Raw genomic sequence first — 15,341 nt, 5'->3', positions numbered from 1 at the left:
GGGGGGATGCAGTGCTTAGAGCATCCGCTCCAGCCCCACCGATTTGCTGAGCCAGGCATTGAAATGTCGCCACCAGCTCCCCGGTTCTCGGGTCAGGGTGTGTGGCTGGCCGTTGTCTTCAGTGGCCCACACCATCCGACCGTTCTCTAGCCGGGCCTCGTAACTCAGGGCCGGTGACATACCTTGCAGGGCCAGTTCGCGAACCTGTTCGGTGAGTTCCGGGCTGTCCACCAGCACCCCGACTTCAGTGTTCCAGAGCACCGAGCGCGGATCGAAATTGAATGAGCCGATGAACGCCTTTTGCCGGTCAAAGATCATCGCCTTGCTGTGCAGGCTGGAATCGGAGCTACGGGAGGCGGCGCCGTGGAACAGGTGCGGGCCACTGCCGCCGTGCTCGCCGGGTTGGCGGCGCAACTCGAACAATTTCACGCCATGTTCCAGCAGCGCCTTGCGGTACGGCGCGTAGCCACCGTGCACGGCGGGCACGTCGGTGGCGTCCAGGGAGTTGGTCAGCAAGCTGACGGAAACCCCGGCATCCGCGCGTCCCGTCAGGTAGACCAGCCCCGTCTGGCCTGGGACGAAATAGGCCGAGATCATGATCAGCTCGTTACTGACACCTTGTAGTTCGGGCGCCAGTTGGGTGGTCAGCAGCAGTTGCGGATCCGGTTCGTCCTTGGCCAGCACCTTGCTGGGGGCGTCCCACAATGCCTGGTTCCAGGCCCAAATCAATTCGCGCCGCCAGATATCCAGGCGTGGATGGGTCTGGTAAACCTTCAGTTGCTGGTACAGCGCATGGTTCTGTTGGCGGGTGCCCTCCAGCGACTCTTTCAGTCGCAGTCGGGTGTTGGCCAGATCCTTTGCCGTGGGTTTGCTCGAGATAAACTCATCGATCGGTTTACTCAGGGCGCTGTTCCAGTACTGGTCGAAACTGTGCCCGAGCTGCTCGGCTACCGGGCCGATGCCGAGCATGTCGATGTCGGTGAAATTCAGGTCGGGCTCGGCATCGAAGTACTCGTCGCCCAGATTACGGCCACCGACAATGGCTGCGCTGTTGTCCGCCAGCCACAGCTTGTTGTGCATGCGCCGATGCTGCAAAGACAGATTGAACAGCCGCCCCATGGTGCGGGTCAGCCCGGTGCTGCGGCCCAGGTGCAGCGGGTTGAACAGGCGAATATGAATCTGCGGATGCGCAGCAAGGGTGGCGATGATCTGGTCCAGGCCATCGCTGGTGGTGTCGTCAAGCAGAATGCGTATGCGCACGCCGCGGTCGGCAGCCTTGAGCAGCTCCGCCGCCAGCAACCGTGTGCTGACACCGTCGTGAACGATGTAGTACTGCAAGTCGAGGCTGCTTTGCGCATTGCGAATCAGCTCGGCACGCGCCATGAAGGCTTCACTGCTGTTGGGCAGCAGGCGGAAGCCGGAACGGCCCTGATACGCCGCAGCCTGTGCCTGGATCGAGCGCCCGAACGCAGAGTCCGCCGCCGGCAGCGCCTGGCTCGGCTCGTGATGTACGGTGAGAGAGGTGCAGCCGCTCAGTAGCAAGACGAGGGGCAGAAAAAGCAGGGCTTTTCTGGGGCGCAAATCGGAGTTTCCGCGAATGGGCAGGATCCGGAGTATGGCATGGCATTTGGCAATGCTCCGTGAATGCTCAAGCGTCGGTTGATTGCGTCATATGTCCTCGTGATGCTCGGCCAGTAGCTTGATCGCTGCCGCGCCGACCTTGCGCACTGCCTCTTCAACCTGCGGTGTCGGTTTGGCCGAGTAGTTCATGCGCAGGCAATTGCGGTACTTGCCCGAGGCGGAAAAAATGCTGCCGACGGCAATCTGTACGCCTTGGTCGATCAGCGCACGATTCAGTTTCAGTGTGTCGAAACCTTCCGGCAGTTCAATCCACAGCATGAAGCTGCCTTGTGGGCGGCTGGCACGGGTGCCGACGGGAAAGTAGCGGCTGACCCAGTCGAGCATCAAGTCGCGATTGCGCTGGTATTGCGTGCGCATCCGTCGCAAATGCGGTTCGAAGTGCCCGCCTTTGAGGAATTCGGCAATCGCAATTTGTGGCTGTGGAGCGGTGGAGCCGGTGCTGATGTATTTCATGTGCAACACCCGCTCCAGATACCGGCCCGGCGCGACCCAGCCGATGCGCAGCCCCGGAGCCAGGGTCTTGGAAAACGAGCTGCAGAGCAGGACGCGGCCGTCTTCGTCGAAGGATTTGATCGTGCGGGGACGCGGGTAGGTGTAGGCCAGTTCGCCATACACATCGTCTTCGATGATTGCCACGTCGAAGCGCTGCGCCAGGGTCAGCAGTGCCCGTTTGCGTGCCTCCGGCATGATGTAGCCCAGCGGGTTGTTGCAGTTGGGGGTCAACTGTATGGCTTTGATTGGCCACTGTTCCAGCGCCAGTTCCAGCGCCTCGAGACTGATCCCGGTAATCGGGTCGGTGGGAATCTCCAGGGCTTTCATGCCCAGCCCTTTGAGGGTCTGCATGGCGCCGTGAAAGCTCGGCGAGTCGACGGCCACGATGTCGCCCGGCTCGCAGATCGCGCGAATGCTGGTGGACAGCGCTTCGTGGCAGCCGGTGGTGATCACCAGGTCGTTGGCGCTCAGTTGACAGCCGGAGTCGAGCATCAAGCGGGCAATCTGTTCGCGCAGTTCGAGGATTCCGTAGATGTTGTCGTAATACAGGCCGGGCATGTCCTGCCGTCGACTGATCCGCGCCAGCCCGCGCAGCAGAGGCTTCATGGTCGGCGTGGTGACGTCCGGCATGCCGCGACCGAGCTGCACGATGTCTTTGCGCGGGACGGCGCGAATCAGCTCCAGCACCTGATCCCACTGGGAAATATCCACCGGGCGCTGGGCTGGACGGCCAACGACCGGCAACTCCGGCAACTCGCGCCCGGCCGGCACGAAGTAGCCGGATTTCGGCTTCGGCATTGCCAGCCCACTGTCCTCCAGAACCCGATAGGCCTGCTGCACCGTGCTCAGGCTGACCCCGTGCTCGACGCTCAATGCCCGTACCGACGGCAGTCGATCGCCCGGACGGTAGAAGCCCTGTTCGATACGCGTGCCGAGCAATTCGGCGAGGTTGACGTAAAGGGTCATGGTGCAGCCTCGGTGAATAGATTCAGTGGACCAGTACAGATTGGGCAAAAATACAGGATTCAGTCGCTAAAACGGGAGCTCTGTATGGGGGTAATACGGCTCTTTTGAATCTGTAACGGTTTTGCCACCCCGCGCATCATGGAATCTCTGGCGACCCAAGTAAACAGGAGCAATCAAAATGAACGGCTTGAGCGATGTGCGGCTGACGTTACGCAGTCAGGAACTGGAGGCTGGGCAGGATAAGGGCATGCGCGCGTCAACGATGCGCAACGCCCCGTCCGGTCTCGGTCGCTGGGGACTGTTCTGGCATCGTCTGCACACGCGCAAGAGCTTGCTTGAGCTTTCGCCCGAGCAGCTGCGCGATGTGGGGCTGAGTCGTGCAGAGGCGCGGGAGGAGGGGCTCAAGCCCTTTTGGCGGCTTTGAGCTATTTGGCGCTCTCCCGGCCCAATCGCGGGCAAGCCTTGCTCCTACAGGGGTGGTATCCGTCGTGCGATCAACGCTGGACCTGTAGGAAGCAAGGCTTGCCCGCGATGGCGTCCGTAGGGGCGCAAAGAGTCTTTCAGACCAACTCTTTCATCCGATGCCACAACATCCCCAGCGCCAACAACGGCGAACGCAGGTATTTACCGCCCGGAAAGGTAATGTGCGGCACCTTGGCGAACAGATCGAACCCCCCACCTTGCTGACCGCTGATGGCTTCGGCCAGCAGCTTGCCGGCCAGGTGGGTAGCGTTCAGCCCATGACCGGAATAGGCCTGGGCGTAATACACATTCGGCTGGTCCTTGAGCCGGCCGATCTGCGGCAGGCGGTTGGCGCCAATGCCGATCATCCCGCCCCATTGATAGTCGATCTTCACCCCGGCCAGTTGCGGGAAGACGTCGAGCATCTTCGGTCGCATATAGGCGGCGATGTCCGACGGGTCGCGACCGGAATAGTGGCAGGCGCCGCCGAACAGCAAGCGCCGATCCGCCGAGAGCCGGTAGTAGTCCAGCGCCACTCGCTGATCGCAGACCGCCATGTTCTGCGGCAGTAATGCGTGGGCCTGCGCTGCGCTCAAGGGTTCGGTGGCGATGATGTAACTGCCGGCGGGCAGCACTTTGCCGCTGAGCTCGGGGTTAAGGTTGTTGAGGTAGGCGTTGCAGCCCAGCACCAGGGACTTGGCGCGGACCGAGCCTTGCGCCGTGTGGACCTTGACCTCGCTGCCATAGTCGATGCGGGTCACGGCCGATTGTTCGAACAGCTTCACGCCCAGTTGCTGCGCCGCAGCGGCTTCGCCCAAGGCCAGGTTCAACGGGTGCAGATGCCCGGAGCCCATATCGATCAAGCCACCGACGTAGCGGTCGGAACCGACCACGCTGTGCATCTCATGGGCTTGCAGCAATCGGGTCTCATGGCGATAGCCGAGGCTGTGCAGTTCGGCCGCGTCTTCGGCGAAACCTTCAAGGTCGCGAGGTTTGTTGGCCAGGTCGCAGTAACCCCAGGTCAGGTCGCAGGCGATCTGAAAATGCTCGACCCGTTGCCGGACGAGCTCCACCGCTTCCAGCCCCATGAGTTTCATCTGGCGGACGCCGTCCGTGCCGATCACCTCGGCAAACTGATCGAGGCCATGACCCACGCCGCGAATCAGCTGCCCGCCGTTGCGCCCACTGGCGCCCCAGCCGATCTTGCGCGCTTCGAGCAGCACCACGTTGAGGCCGCGTTCGGCCAACTCGATAGCAGTGTTCAGCCCGGAAAACCCGCCGCCCACCACGCACACGTCCGCCAGCAGTTCGCCTTTGAGCGCCGGATAATCGGGCTGCGGTAGGCTGCTGGCGGCGTAGTAAGACGCTGTATGCCGGTTGTTCGGGGCAGGCTGGTGAACACGGGCGTTCATGTGTGTCATCCGGGTTTCGTGTGTGTAGTAAATTTTACGGAGCATAAGCCGGGCCTTTCGGGCTGGGCAACACTGGTCGGCTAATGCTGTCTGGCGCGAGGCTTTTAGGGCAAAATCCCACCTCGTTCACTTTCCCGGTACTCGCTTCGATGAGCTGCAACAGTCAGAAAATCCGCGCTCTTCGCCAGCAAATCCCCTCGTTTGAGTGCGTGCCCGGCTGCCATGACTGCTGTGGCCCGGTGACTACATCGCCAGAAGAAATGTCGCGTCTGCCGCGTAAGACCAGGGCCGAGCAGGACGCTGCGATGGATGAGCTGAACTGTGTGCACCTGGGCCCCGATGGCTGCACGGTGTATGACGAGCGGCCGTTGATCTGTCGGCTGTTCGGCACCACGGCAACCCTGCCGTGCCCCAACGGTCGCCGCCCGGTGGAGTTGATTCATCCTCGGGTCGAGAAGCAGATCCATGAATACATGGCCAGCACCCGGCAGGTGTTGGTTTAAAAGATCGCAGCCTGCGCGCATACACCCGTAAGAGCTGCCGAAGGCTGCGATCTTTTGATCTTCAATCCGGAATCGGCAGATTCAGGCTCTCTTTCACTTCTTCCATCACGATATAGCTCTTGGACTCACGCACGTGGGGCAATTTGAGCAGGATGTCGCCCAGCAGTTTGCGGTACGAGGCCATCTCGGAAATCCGCGCTTTCACCAGGTAGTCGAAATCCCCTGACACCAGGTGGCATTCCAGTACGTGTGGCAGTTTCAGCACGGCGCGTCGGAACTCTTCAAAGGTATCGCCAGACTTGTAGTCGAGGCTGATCTCGACGAACACCAGCAGGCTGCCCTTGAGGTGCTGCGGGTTAAGCCGGGCGTTGTAGCCCATGATGATCCCTTCGCGTTCCAGGCGTCGCACCCGCTCAGTGCAGGGCGTGGTCGACAGCCCGACTTTCTCCCCAAGCTCGGTAAACGAAATCCGCCCGTCTGCCTGAAGGATGCGCAGGATGTTACGGTCGATCTTGTCCAGTTCGCGTTTGGTCTGAGTATTGGTCCGCATAGGGGATGCGCCTCCGTAAAAAGCTATTTTGCCGAGAATTGTCGCCAAATATAGGTGCTTATATAGTGAAAAGCACTGGCCAATGTTTTTTACACTGCGCACATCTGTGATTTGAACAACAAACGTCAGCGGTAAGCCGCGATGAGGGATACGAAAATGCGCGTTCTGGTCTTGGGTAGCGGCGTCATCGGTACCGCCAGTGCCTACTATCTGGCTCGGGCCGGGTTTGAAGTAACGGTTGTAGACCGTCAGCCGGCTGCTGCCATGGAAACCAGTTTCGCCAATGCCGGCCAGGTCTCGCCGGGCTATGCCTCGCCGTGGGCCGCGCCGGGCGTGCCGCTCAAAGCCATCAAATGGCTGCTGCAACGCCACGCACCGCTGGCGATCAAGGCCACCGCCGATATCGACCAATACCTGTGGATGGCGCAGATGTTGCGCAACTGCACCGCCAGCCGTTATGCGGTGAACAAGGAGCGCATGGTCCGTCTGTCCGAGTACAGCCGTGACTGCCTCGATGAACTGCGTGCTGAAACCGGCATTGCCTACGAAGGCCGCACCCTGGGGACCACGCAACTGTTCCGCACTCAGGCGCAGCTGGATGGCGCGGCAAAAGACATCGCGGTCCTGAAAGAGTCCGGCGTGCCCTTTGAACTGCTCGACCGCGCCGGCATTGCCCGCGTCGAACCAGCGCTGGCCAGCGTGACCGATATCCTCGCCGGTGCCTTGCGCCTGCCGAACGACCAGACCGGCGACTGCCAGATCTTCACCACGCGCCTGGCCGAAATGGCCGTGAAACTGGGCGTGGAATTCCGCTTTGACCAGGACATTCAGCGCCTCGACTACGCCGGAGACCGGATCAACGGCGTGTGGATCGACGGCAAGCTGGAAACCGCCGACCGCTACGTATTGGCGCTCGGCAGCTACTCGCCGAAGTTGCTCAAGCCGTTGGGCATCAAGGCCCCGGTGTACCCGCTCAAGGGTTACTCGCTGACCGTACCGATCACAAATCCGGCGATGGCCCCGACGTCGACTATTCTCGACGAGACCTACAAGGTCGCGATCACCCGTTTCGACACCCGCATTCGTGTCGGCGGCATGGCTGAGATAGCCGGTTTTGACCTGTCGCTGAACCCGCGTCGACGCGAAACGCTGGAGATGATCGTCAACGATCTTTATCCTCAGGGCGGCGACCTCGCCGAGGCGAGTTTCTGGACCGGTCTGCGTCCGACCACACCGGACGGCACGCCGATTGTTGGCGCCACCCCGTTCAAGAACCTGTTCCTGAACACCGGTCATGGCACACTCGGCTGGACCATGGCGTGTGGCTCCGGTCGCTTGCTGGCCGACCTGATGGCGAAGAAAACGCCGCAGATCAGTGCTGAAGGCCTCGATATTTCCCGTTATGGCAACACCCCAAAGGAGTCTGAAAAGCATGTCAATCCAGCGCCAGCTCACCAATGAGCGCATGAGCCAGATCGTTGTCCACAACGGTACCGTGTATCTGGCAGGGCAAGTCGGCGACGACATGAATGCCGGGATTGAACAGCAGACTCGTGAAACCCTCGCCAACATCGAGCGTTTGCTGGATCTGGCCGGGACCGACAAGACCAAGCTGCTGTCGGTGACGATTTACCTGAAAGACATCGATGCCCATTTCGAGGGCATGAACAGTGTCTGGGACACTTGGTTGCCAAAGAATGTCGCGCCCGCCCGTGCGACAGTCGAAGCCAAGCTGTGCGAACCGGAAATCCTGGTTGAGCTGTCGGTAGTGGCTGCTCTGCCTTAAGCAACGATCCCTCTCCCGGTGCTGTTGGCGGTTCACGCCGTCAGTCAGCACCGGTTTTTTCTTCCTCATGACCGCCTAGAAGTCTGCCGCCATGCGTCCTGCCCGTGCCCTGATCGATCTTCAAGCCCTGCGTCATAACTATCAACTGGCCCGTGAAGTCTCGGGGGCGCGCGCCCTCGCGGTGATCAAGGCCGATGCCTATGGCCATGGCGCGGTGCGCTGTGCCCAGGCCCTGGAGGCCGAGGCGGACGGTTTCGCCGTGGCCTGTATCGAAGAAGCCCTGGAGCTGCGCGCCGCCGGTATTCGTGCGCCGGTCCTGCTGCTCGAAGGCTTTTTCGAAGCCGATGAGCTGTCGCTGATCGTTGAGCATGATTTCTGGTGCGTGGTGCATTCGCTGTGGCAACTCGAAGCAATCGAGAAAGCCGCGTTGAGCAAGCCGATCACGGTCTGGCTCAAGCTGGATTCGGGCATGCACCGGGTCGGCCTGCATCCGGCGGATTATCAGGCGGCATATCAGCGTTTGCTGGCCAGCGGCAAAGTCTCGAAGATCGTGCTGATGAGCCACTTTGCGCGTGCCGACGAGCTGCATAGCAGCAGCGCGGCGGAGCAGGTTGCGGTGTTTGAAGCGGCGCGCCAGGGCTTGTCGGCGCAGGTCAGCTTGTGTAACTCGCCGGCGGTGCTGGGCTGGCCGCAGGTGCCGAGCGATTGGGTTCGCCCGGGCATCATGCTTTATGGCGCGACACCTTTCGAAGAAGCCAATCCGGTGGCGGCGCGCCTGCAGCCGGTGATGACCCTGGAATCGAAAGTCATCAGCGTGCGCGAACTGCCGGCCGGTGAGCCGGTGGGCTATGGGGCGAAGTTCATCACCCAGAAGCCGATGCGCATCGGCGTGGTTGCCATGGGCTATGCCGATGGTTATCCGCGTCAGGCGCCTACCGGCACACCGGTGTTGGTGGCCGGGCAGCGCAGCCAGCTGCTGGGACGGGTGTCGATGGACATGCTCTGCATAGATTTGACCGATGTGCCGCAGGCCGGCCTCGGTTCGACGGTCGAATTGTGGGGTAAAAACATCCTCGCCAGCGACGTCGCCATGGCTGCCGGGACCATTCCCTACCAGATCTTCTGCAACCTGCGTCGCGTGCCACGGCTCTATTCCGGGAGCTGAGGCGGGCAGTCGAGACCAGAAGTCGCTTTGCCAAACAGGATTCAGACCCAAGTGTTGTAAATACTGAACGCTGTCGCCATGATAACGCTCACTATCCACACAATCTGAATCCTGGGAGGCTAATGCATTGGACGTCGGTGAACGACTGCAATCGATCCGTAAACTGAAAGGTCTATCCCAGCGAGAGCTCGCCAAGCGGGCAGGCGTTACCAATAGCACCATTTCAATGATCGAGAAAAACAGCGTCAGCCCTTCGATCAGTTCGCTGAGGAAGGTACTTGGCGGCATCCCCATGTCCATGGTCGAGTTCTTTTCCGAAGAAATTCTTCAGGAAAAACCGACGCAGATTGTCTACAAGGCCAATGAGCTGATCGATATCTCCGATGGCGCCGTGACCATGAAACTGGTCGGCAAGGCCCATCCGAGCCGTGCTATCGCGTTCCTCAACGAGATCTACCCGCCAGGCGCCGATACCGGTGAAGAGATGCTCACCCATGAGGGCGAGGAAACCGGGATTCTGCTCGAAGGTCGCCTTGAGCTGGTGGTCGGGCTCGAGACATTCGTGCTCGAGGCCGGTGACAGCTACTATTTCGAAAGCACCAAACCGCACCGTTTCCGAAATCCGTTCGATGCGCCAGCGCGACTAATCAGCGCAGCCACACCGGCGAATTTCTAGGAAAAGAGGCGTCCGGCAAGGTTTTGCGAGTCGCCCCATGCTGTATTTCGCCACGACTTAATACCCCTTGGACTTTAGGGTTGTTTCAGTGTGGCGGGCTAACCGCTATACTTGCGCCCGCCTGCGAAACCGTGGCCGTGGGCGTGACTAGCCACCATTGAGGGTGTACGCGTGAATCTAATTATGAAAATGCTGGCCGCACCAGCAACCGTATTGGCCCTTTGGGCAGTCAGCGCACAAGCGTCGACCACTGACGATATCGCCAAACGCCTTGAGCCTGTCGGCCAGGTCTGTGTACAAGGTCAGGAGTGCAAGGGGATGGAAGTCGCCGCTTCGGTAGGCGGCGGTGCAGCGAAAACTCCCGATGAAATCATTGCCAAACATTGCAATGCTTGCCACGGCACGGGTCTGCTGGGCGCACCGAAAATCGGTGATGCTGCAGACTGGAAAAAACGCGCCGACAAAGAAGGCGGCACTGCTGCTGGCCTGGCGAAAGTAGCGCTGACAGGTCTCAATGCGATGCCGCCAAAAGGCACCTGCAGCGACTGCGAAGTGAAAGACCTTGAAGGCGCCATCCAGAAGATGTCCGGCCTGAAATAAGCCCCGTCTTCAGCGAAAAAGCCGCTTGCGAGCGGCTTTTTTGTGCCTGGGATTTGACCTTGAGACTGGTCATCGCGATGAGGAAGCGGCAAGCTCGAACCGACCTCAATTCATGGACAGGTCGGGAGGGTCTGATGGTGCAGTCGGTATCAATCGAACAGGCAGTCGATGATGTGCTCGCACGTTTGCCAGCGCATATACACCTCGGCCTGCCGCTGGGGCTGGGAAAACCCAACCGCTTCGTCAACGCGCTCTATCAGCGCATCGCCCAGTTGCCCGAGCGGCATCTGACGGTCTACACCGCGTTGAGCCTGGGTCGTCCGTCATTGGGCGACGGCTTGCAGCGGCGCTTTCTGGAACCCTTCATCGAGCGAGTGTTTGGCGATTATCCCGAGCTGGATTTTCTCGCCGACCTGCACCGTGACAGCCTCCCGGCGAACATTCATATCGAGCAGTTCTTCATGCAGCCCGGCAGCTTGCTGCACAGCGCGTCGGCGCAGCAGGACTACGTCAGCAGCAACTACAGCCACGCCGCCCGGGACATCAATGCCGCCGGGTTGAACCTGGTGGCGCAATTGGTGGCCCATGATCCGCAGCAGCCGGAGCGACTAAGCCTGAGCTGCAACCCGGACATCACCCTCGACCTGTTGCCGATGATCGCCAAACGTCGTGCTGCCGGGGAAACCATCCTGCTGCTCGGCCAGGTTCATCGGGATCTGCCGTACATGCCGGGAGACTCGGAAGTCGACCGTGAGGCGTTCGATTTGCTGATCGACGAGGAGGAGGGCAGCACGCTGTTTTCCACACCGAACATGCCGGTAGGCTTGCAGGATCACTTCATAGGCCTGCATGCCAGTACCCTGGTGCGGGACGGCGGAACCCTGCAAATCGGCATCGGAGCCATGGGCGATGCGCTGACCGCCGCGTTGCTCTCACGGCAGGCGGATAACGACGGCTACCGTGCGTTGTTGACGGACCTTGATGCGCGTTACTGGGCGCCGCTGATTAGCCGTGAAGGTGGCGTGGAGCCTTTTGCCAAGGGGCTTTATGGTTGCAGCGAGATGTTCGTCAACGGTCTGCTGGCGTTGTCCGATGCCGGGATCGTGCGACGCAAGGTTTATCCGAGCATCGCCCTGCAACAGCACGCCAATGCCGGAACCCTGGATGAGTCGGCTCAAGTGGGCGGCATCGCGATACACGGTGGTTTTTTCCTTGGGCCGCGTAGTTTCTATCAGCGGTTGCGGGAATTACCCCACAGCAAGCTCGCTGAATTCAACATGACCGCCATCAGTTACATCAACGAGCTGTACGGCCAGGAAGAGCTCAAGCGCTTGCAGCGCCTGGATGCGCGCTTCATCAACAGCGCGTTCACCATGACCCTGCTCGGCGCCGGTGTTGCTGATCAGTTGGAAGGCGGTCAGGTGCTCAGCGGTGTCGGCGGACAATACAACTTCGTCGTCCAGGGCCATGCGCTGGAAGGCGCGCGCTCGATTCTGATCCTGCGCAGCTGGCGTGAGTCGGGCGGTGAAGTGAGCTCGAACATGGTCTGGGAATACGGCCATTGCACGATTCCACGGCACTTGCGTGACATTGTGATCACCGAATACGGCATCGCCGATTTACGCGGCAAGACCGACGCCAAGGTGATCGAAGCGTTGCTCAACATCAGCGATTCACGCTTCCAGCCGGGCTTGATCGAACAGGCGCAGAAGGCCGGCAAACTGCCGAAGGATTTTCGCCTCGATCCGCGTTTCACCGACAACAGCCCACAGCGCTTGCAGGCGATTGCTGCACGGCACCCGCGGTTGTTTCCGGAGTATCCGTTGGGCAGTGATTTCAGCAGCGAAGAGCGGGATTTGTTGCGGGCGCTGAACTGGCTCAAGAGCAAGTTCAAACTCACCGAGATTCTGGAGCTGGGCAAGGCCGCGCTGGATGCGCCGGAACCCTCGGAGTACCCGGTTCATCTGGAGCGGATGCAGCTGACGAAGCCTGAGGGCTTGAAGGAGGACTTGTATCAGCGGTTGCTGCTGGCGGGCCTGAAGGCTACCGCGCAATAGTCTGAATCCCGTGGTGCTTGTACGGGCGCCATCGCGGGCAAGCCTTGCTCCTACAGATCATGTGTCGTGCCACGTCATGTGACAAACACCCATCCTGCAGGAGCAAGGCTTGCCCGCGATGAGCAATAACGCGGTCTGCCTGAAGGCGCCTACAGGAAGGTCACGACGCCGTCGGCCAGGGACTTGACCCGGGCCAGGGATTCGACGCGGTAGCCTTGCGCGTCCAGCTCGGCGCGGCCGCCCTGGAACGATTTCTCGATCACGATACCCAGGCCTGCCACGGTGGCACCGGCCTGTTTGATGATCGAAATCAGTGCCTGCGACGCCTTACCGTTGGCCAGGAAGTCGTCGATGATCAGCACGCGGTCGCTGCTGGTCAGATGACGTGGAGAAATGGCCACGGTGCTTTCGGTCTGCTTGGTGAACGAGTAAACGCTCGCCGACAGCAGGTTTTCAGTCAGGGTCAGGGACTGGTGCTTGCGGGCGAAGATCACCGGCACGCCGAGGTTCAGACCGGTCATGATCGCCGGAGCAATGCCCGACGCTTCGATGGTGACGATCTTGGTGATCCCCGAATCCTTGAACAGCGTGGCGAATTCGTCGCCGATCAGCTTCATCAATTGCGGGTCGATCTGGTGGTTCAGAAAGGCGTCGACTTTCAGGACCTGGTCGGAAAGCACGATGCCTTCTTCGCGAATTTTCTTGTGCAGTGCTTCCACAACAGCTTCCTCTGTTGGCGCTACAGGCGCCGAAAGTAGATTAAAAAGTAGCCGATTCTAGCGTTTTAACATCGCGCGTATATCCGCCAATGCGCTATTGCCACGTACGGCTTTGACTTCGGTCGGGGTGTCGTCGTTGCCTTCCCACGCCAGATCGTCCGGCGGCAGTTCATCGAGGAAACGGCTCGGCGAGCAGTCGATGATTTCGCCGTACTGTTTGCGCTTGGCGGCAAAGGTGAACGCCAGGGTCTGACGTGCGCGGGTAATCCCGACGTAGGCCAAACGGCGTTCTTCTTCGATGGTGTCGGCTTCGATACTGGAGCGGTGCGGGAGGATTTCCTCTTCCATGCCCATGATGAACACGTAGGGGAATTCCAGGCCTTTGGAGGCGTGCAAGGTCATCATCTGCACGCCTTCGGCGCCGTCTTCCTCTTCCTGCTGGCGTTCGAGCATGTCGCGCAAGACCAGCTTGCCGATCGCGTCTTCGACGGTCATTTCGCCGTCTTCGTCTTTTTCCAGGGTGTTCTTCAGCGCCTCGATCAGGAACCAGACGTTACCCATGCGGTAGTCGGCGGCCTTGTCGCTGGAGCTGTTGGTGCGCAGCCAGTTCTCGTAGTCGATGTCCATGATCATGCTGCGCAGGGCGGAGATCGGGTCTTCGCCGGCACACTGCTCGCGCACGCGGTCCATGAAGCGCTTGAAGCGCGCCAGACGATCGGTGAAGCGGCTGTCCAGATGTTCGCCCAGGCCGATTTCATCGGTCGCGGCATACATCGAGATCTTGCGTTCAGTCGCGTAGTTACCGAGCTTCTCCAGCGTGGTCGAACCGATTTCCCGGCGTGGGACGTTGATCACCCGCAGGAAGGCGTTGTCGTCATCCGGGTTCACGATCAGGCGGAAGTAGGCCATCAGGTCTTTGACTTCCTGACGTCCGAAGAAGCTGTTGCCACCGGACAGTCGATAAGGGACCTGGTGGTGTTGCAGCTTCAGCTCGATCAGCTTGGCCTGGTAGTTACCGCGGTAGAGAATTGCGAAATCGCTGTACGGGCGGTCGGTGCGCAGGTGCAGGCTGAGGATTTCCACGGCCACGCGCTCGGCTTCGGCGTCTTCGTTGCGGCAGCGGATCACCCGGATCTCGTCGCCATGGCCCATCTCGCTCCACAGTTGTTTTTCAAACTCGTGGGGGTTGTTCGAGATCAGCACGTTGGCGCAGCGCAGGATGCGGCTGGTGGAGCGGTAGTTTTGCTCCAGCATCACCACTTTCAAGGACGGGTAGTCGTCCTTGAGCAGCATCAGGTTTTCTGGACGGGCGCCGCGCCAGGCGTAGATCGACTGGTCATCGTCGCCCACCACGGTGAACTGGTTGCGCGTGCCGATCAGCAATTTCACCAGCAGGTACTGGCTGGCGTTGGTGTCCTGGTATTCGTCCACCAGCAGGTAGCGGACTTTGTTCTGCCACTTTTCGAGGATGTCGGCGTGTTCCTGGAACAGCTTCACCGGCAACAGGATCAGGTCGTCGAAATCCACTGCGTTGAACGCCTTGAGCGTGCGCTGGTAGTGGGTGTAGACGATGGCGGCAGTCTGCTCCTTGGGGTTGCGGGCGTTTTCCAGGGCTTCGGGCGGCAGGATCAGGTCGTTCTTCCAGGCGCCGATCATGTTCTTGATCTCGTCGACGCCGTCGTCGCCCGAATATTCCTTTTGCATGATGTCGGTCATCAGGGCTTTGACGTCGGTCTCGTCGAAAATCGAGAAACCGGGTTTGTAGCCTAGCCGCACATGCTCCTTGCGGATGATGTTCAGCCCAAGGTTGTGGAACGTGCACACCGTCAGACCGCGTCCTTCACCACCCTTGAGCAATGTGCCGACCCGCTCCTTCATCTCGCGCGCGGCCTTGTTGGTAAAGGTCATGGCGACGATGTACTGGGCACGAATGCCACAGCTCTGGATCAGGTGGGCGATTTTGCGGGTGATGACACTGGTCTTGCCGGAGCCAGCACCGGCGAGCACCAAAAGAGGGCCGCCGACGTAGCTCACGGCTTCTTGCTGCCGGGGATTGAGTCGGGACATGACGGAAAAGGGAGTCGTTTGCGAAAAGGGCGGGCATTTTAACAGGATGCACAGATTCTGCTGCCTCTCTCCGACTTGTGACGTACCACGCTATCTAAATTTGCCGGTTTTGTTACTTTCCCGCAGGATGCGTGCTGAATTGGCGACTACTAATGTTCGATTCATCGCGGTACAACGGGCTGTTTGATAATCAATATCATTTGTCATTGTTTATCTGCGCGTCATAATGCCCGCCGCCAACATCT

Annotated in this window: 14 protein-coding genes; 8 read left to right on the top strand and 6 right to left on the bottom strand. The window is 60.1% G+C overall.

Annotation, left to right across the window (positions count from 1 at the left end; genetic code table 11):
* Window positions 1–15: 15 nt before the first annotated feature.
* Window positions 16–1,581 carry a phospholipase D family protein gene (locus AABM55_RS28665; protein WP_347928350.1) on the bottom strand — a complete coding sequence of 522 codons (1,566 nt, stop codon included), beginning with the start codon at window positions 1,579–1,581 and terminating at the stop codon, window positions 16–18.
* 87 nt (window positions 1,582–1,668) lie between these two features.
* Complete coding sequence (locus AABM55_RS28660) at window positions 1,669–3,099, bottom strand: PLP-dependent aminotransferase family protein (RefSeq protein WP_347928349.1); 1,431 nt, start codon at window positions 3,097–3,099, stop codon at window positions 1,669–1,671.
* Between the two features lie 178 nt (window positions 3,100–3,277).
* On the opposite strand from AABM55_RS28660, the gene AABM55_RS28655 reads away from it, so the two are divergent.
* Window positions 3,278–3,523, top strand: a complete 246-nt coding sequence (locus AABM55_RS28655) for a DUF1127 domain-containing protein (RefSeq protein ID WP_347928348.1) — start codon at window positions 3,278–3,280, stop codon at window positions 3,521–3,523.
* Window positions 3,524–3,659: 136 nt separating this feature from the next.
* On the opposite strand, the gene AABM55_RS28650 is transcribed toward AABM55_RS28655, so the two are convergent.
* Entirely contained in the window at window positions 3,660–4,973 is a 1,314-nt protein-coding gene (locus tag AABM55_RS28650) for an FAD-binding oxidoreductase (RefSeq protein WP_347928347.1), read from the bottom strand.
* Window positions 4,974–5,122: 149 nt separating this feature from the next.
* On the opposite strand from AABM55_RS28650, the gene AABM55_RS28645 reads away from it, so the two are divergent.
* On the top strand, window positions 5,123–5,476 hold the full coding sequence (locus AABM55_RS28645) for a YkgJ family cysteine cluster protein (RefSeq protein WP_054594636.1): 354 nt from the start codon (window positions 5,123–5,125) through the stop codon (window positions 5,474–5,476).
* Window positions 5,477–5,537: 61 nt separating this feature from the next.
* On the opposite strand, the gene AABM55_RS28640 is transcribed toward AABM55_RS28645, so the two are convergent.
* Window positions 5,538–6,026 (bottom strand): Lrp/AsnC ligand binding domain-containing protein, encoded by a 489-nt coding sequence (locus tag AABM55_RS28640; RefSeq protein WP_003206849.1) that lies wholly within the window; start codon window positions 6,024–6,026, stop codon window positions 5,538–5,540.
* A gap of 156 nt (window positions 6,027–6,182) precedes the next feature.
* On the opposite strand from AABM55_RS28640, the gene dadA reads away from it, so the two are divergent.
* The 6 genes from dadA to AABM55_RS28610 all read left to right on the top strand — a co-directional run bounded on the left by dadA (window position 6,183) and on the right by AABM55_RS28610 (window position 12,310).
* On the top strand, window positions 6,183–7,487 hold the full coding sequence (gene dadA, locus AABM55_RS28635; RefSeq protein WP_103314717.1) for a D-amino acid dehydrogenase: 1,305 nt from the start codon (window positions 6,183–6,185) through the stop codon (window positions 7,485–7,487).
* Complete coding sequence (locus AABM55_RS28630) at window positions 7,459–7,812, top strand: RidA family protein (protein WP_054594634.1); 354 nt, start codon at window positions 7,459–7,461, stop codon at window positions 7,810–7,812. Before dadA ends, AABM55_RS28630 begins: the two co-directional genes overlap by 29 nt.
* A 91-nt stretch (window positions 7,813–7,903) precedes the next feature.
* Entirely contained in the window at window positions 7,904–8,977 is a 1,074-nt protein-coding gene (alr, locus tag AABM55_RS28625; protein ID WP_347928346.1) for an alanine racemase, read from the top strand.
* 127 nt (window positions 8,978–9,104) lie between these two features.
* On the top strand, window positions 9,105–9,653 hold the full coding sequence (locus tag AABM55_RS28620) for a cupin domain-containing protein (protein WP_019694258.1): 549 nt from the start codon (window positions 9,105–9,107) through the stop codon (window positions 9,651–9,653).
* A gap of 183 nt (window positions 9,654–9,836) precedes the next feature.
* A complete protein-coding gene (locus tag AABM55_RS28615; RefSeq protein WP_019694257.1) occupies window positions 9,837–10,253 on the top strand; it encodes a cytochrome c5 family protein in 417 nt (138 codons plus the stop codon).
* Between the two features lie 134 nt (window positions 10,254–10,387).
* Window positions 10,388–12,310, top strand: a complete 1,923-nt coding sequence (locus AABM55_RS28610) for an acetyl-CoA hydrolase/transferase C-terminal domain-containing protein (protein WP_347928345.1) — start codon at window positions 10,388–10,390, stop codon at window positions 12,308–12,310.
* Between the two features lie 149 nt (window positions 12,311–12,459).
* Here the strand turns inward: AABM55_RS28610 and AABM55_RS28605 are convergent, their stop codons facing one another.
* Window positions 12,460–13,029: a xanthine phosphoribosyltransferase gene (locus AABM55_RS28605; protein WP_347928344.1), complete on the bottom strand. Its 570-nt coding sequence runs from the start codon at window positions 13,027–13,029 to the stop codon at window positions 12,460–12,462.
* A gap of 57 nt (window positions 13,030–13,086) precedes the next feature.
* Entirely contained in the window at window positions 13,087–15,096 is a 2,010-nt protein-coding gene (gene rep, locus AABM55_RS28600; RefSeq protein WP_347928343.1) for a DNA helicase Rep, read from the bottom strand.
* Between the last annotated feature and the right edge of the window lie 245 nt (window positions 15,097–15,341).

Source organism: Pseudomonas helvetica (genome assembly GCF_039908645.1).
In the GTDB taxonomy this organism is placed as follows: domain Bacteria; phylum Pseudomonadota; class Gammaproteobacteria; order Pseudomonadales; family Pseudomonadaceae; genus Aquipseudomonas; species Aquipseudomonas helvetica.
The sequence above is the reverse complement of the archived record's forward strand: the minus strand, read 5'-3'. Positions and strand labels throughout refer to the sequence as shown.

Coding starts and splice junctions, on each gene's coding strand:
- AABM55_RS28645 (WP_054594636.1), top strand. CDS start 5,123: ATGAGCTGCAACAGTCAGAAAATCCGCGCTCTTCGCCAGCAAATCCCC.
- AABM55_RS28610 (WP_347928345.1), top strand. CDS start 10,388: ATGGTGCAGTCGGTATCAATCGAACAGGCAGTCGATGATGTGCTCGCA.
- AABM55_RS28655 (WP_347928348.1), top strand. CDS start 3,278: ATGAACGGCTTGAGCGATGTGCGGCTGACGTTACGCAGTCAGGAACTG.
- rep (WP_347928343.1), bottom strand. CDS start 15,096: ATGTCCCGACTCAATCCCCGGCAGCAAGAAGCCGTGAGCTACGTCGGC.
- AABM55_RS28615 (WP_019694257.1), top strand. CDS start 9,837: ATGAAAATGCTGGCCGCACCAGCAACCGTATTGGCCCTTTGGGCAGTC.
- AABM55_RS28630 (WP_054594634.1), top strand. CDS start 7,459: ATGTCAATCCAGCGCCAGCTCACCAATGAGCGCATGAGCCAGATCGTT.
- alr (WP_347928346.1), top strand. CDS start 7,904: ATGCGTCCTGCCCGTGCCCTGATCGATCTTCAAGCCCTGCGTCATAAC.
- AABM55_RS28650 (WP_347928347.1), bottom strand. CDS start 4,973: ATGAACGCCCGTGTTCACCAGCCTGCCCCGAACAACCGGCATACAGCG.
- AABM55_RS28640 (WP_003206849.1), bottom strand. CDS start 6,026: ATGCGGACCAATACTCAGACCAAACGCGAACTGGACAAGATCGACCGT.
- dadA (WP_103314717.1), top strand. CDS start 6,183: ATGCGCGTTCTGGTCTTGGGTAGCGGCGTCATCGGTACCGCCAGTGCC.
- AABM55_RS28660 (WP_347928349.1), bottom strand. CDS start 3,099: ATGACCCTTTACGTCAACCTCGCCGAATTGCTCGGCACGCGTATCGAA.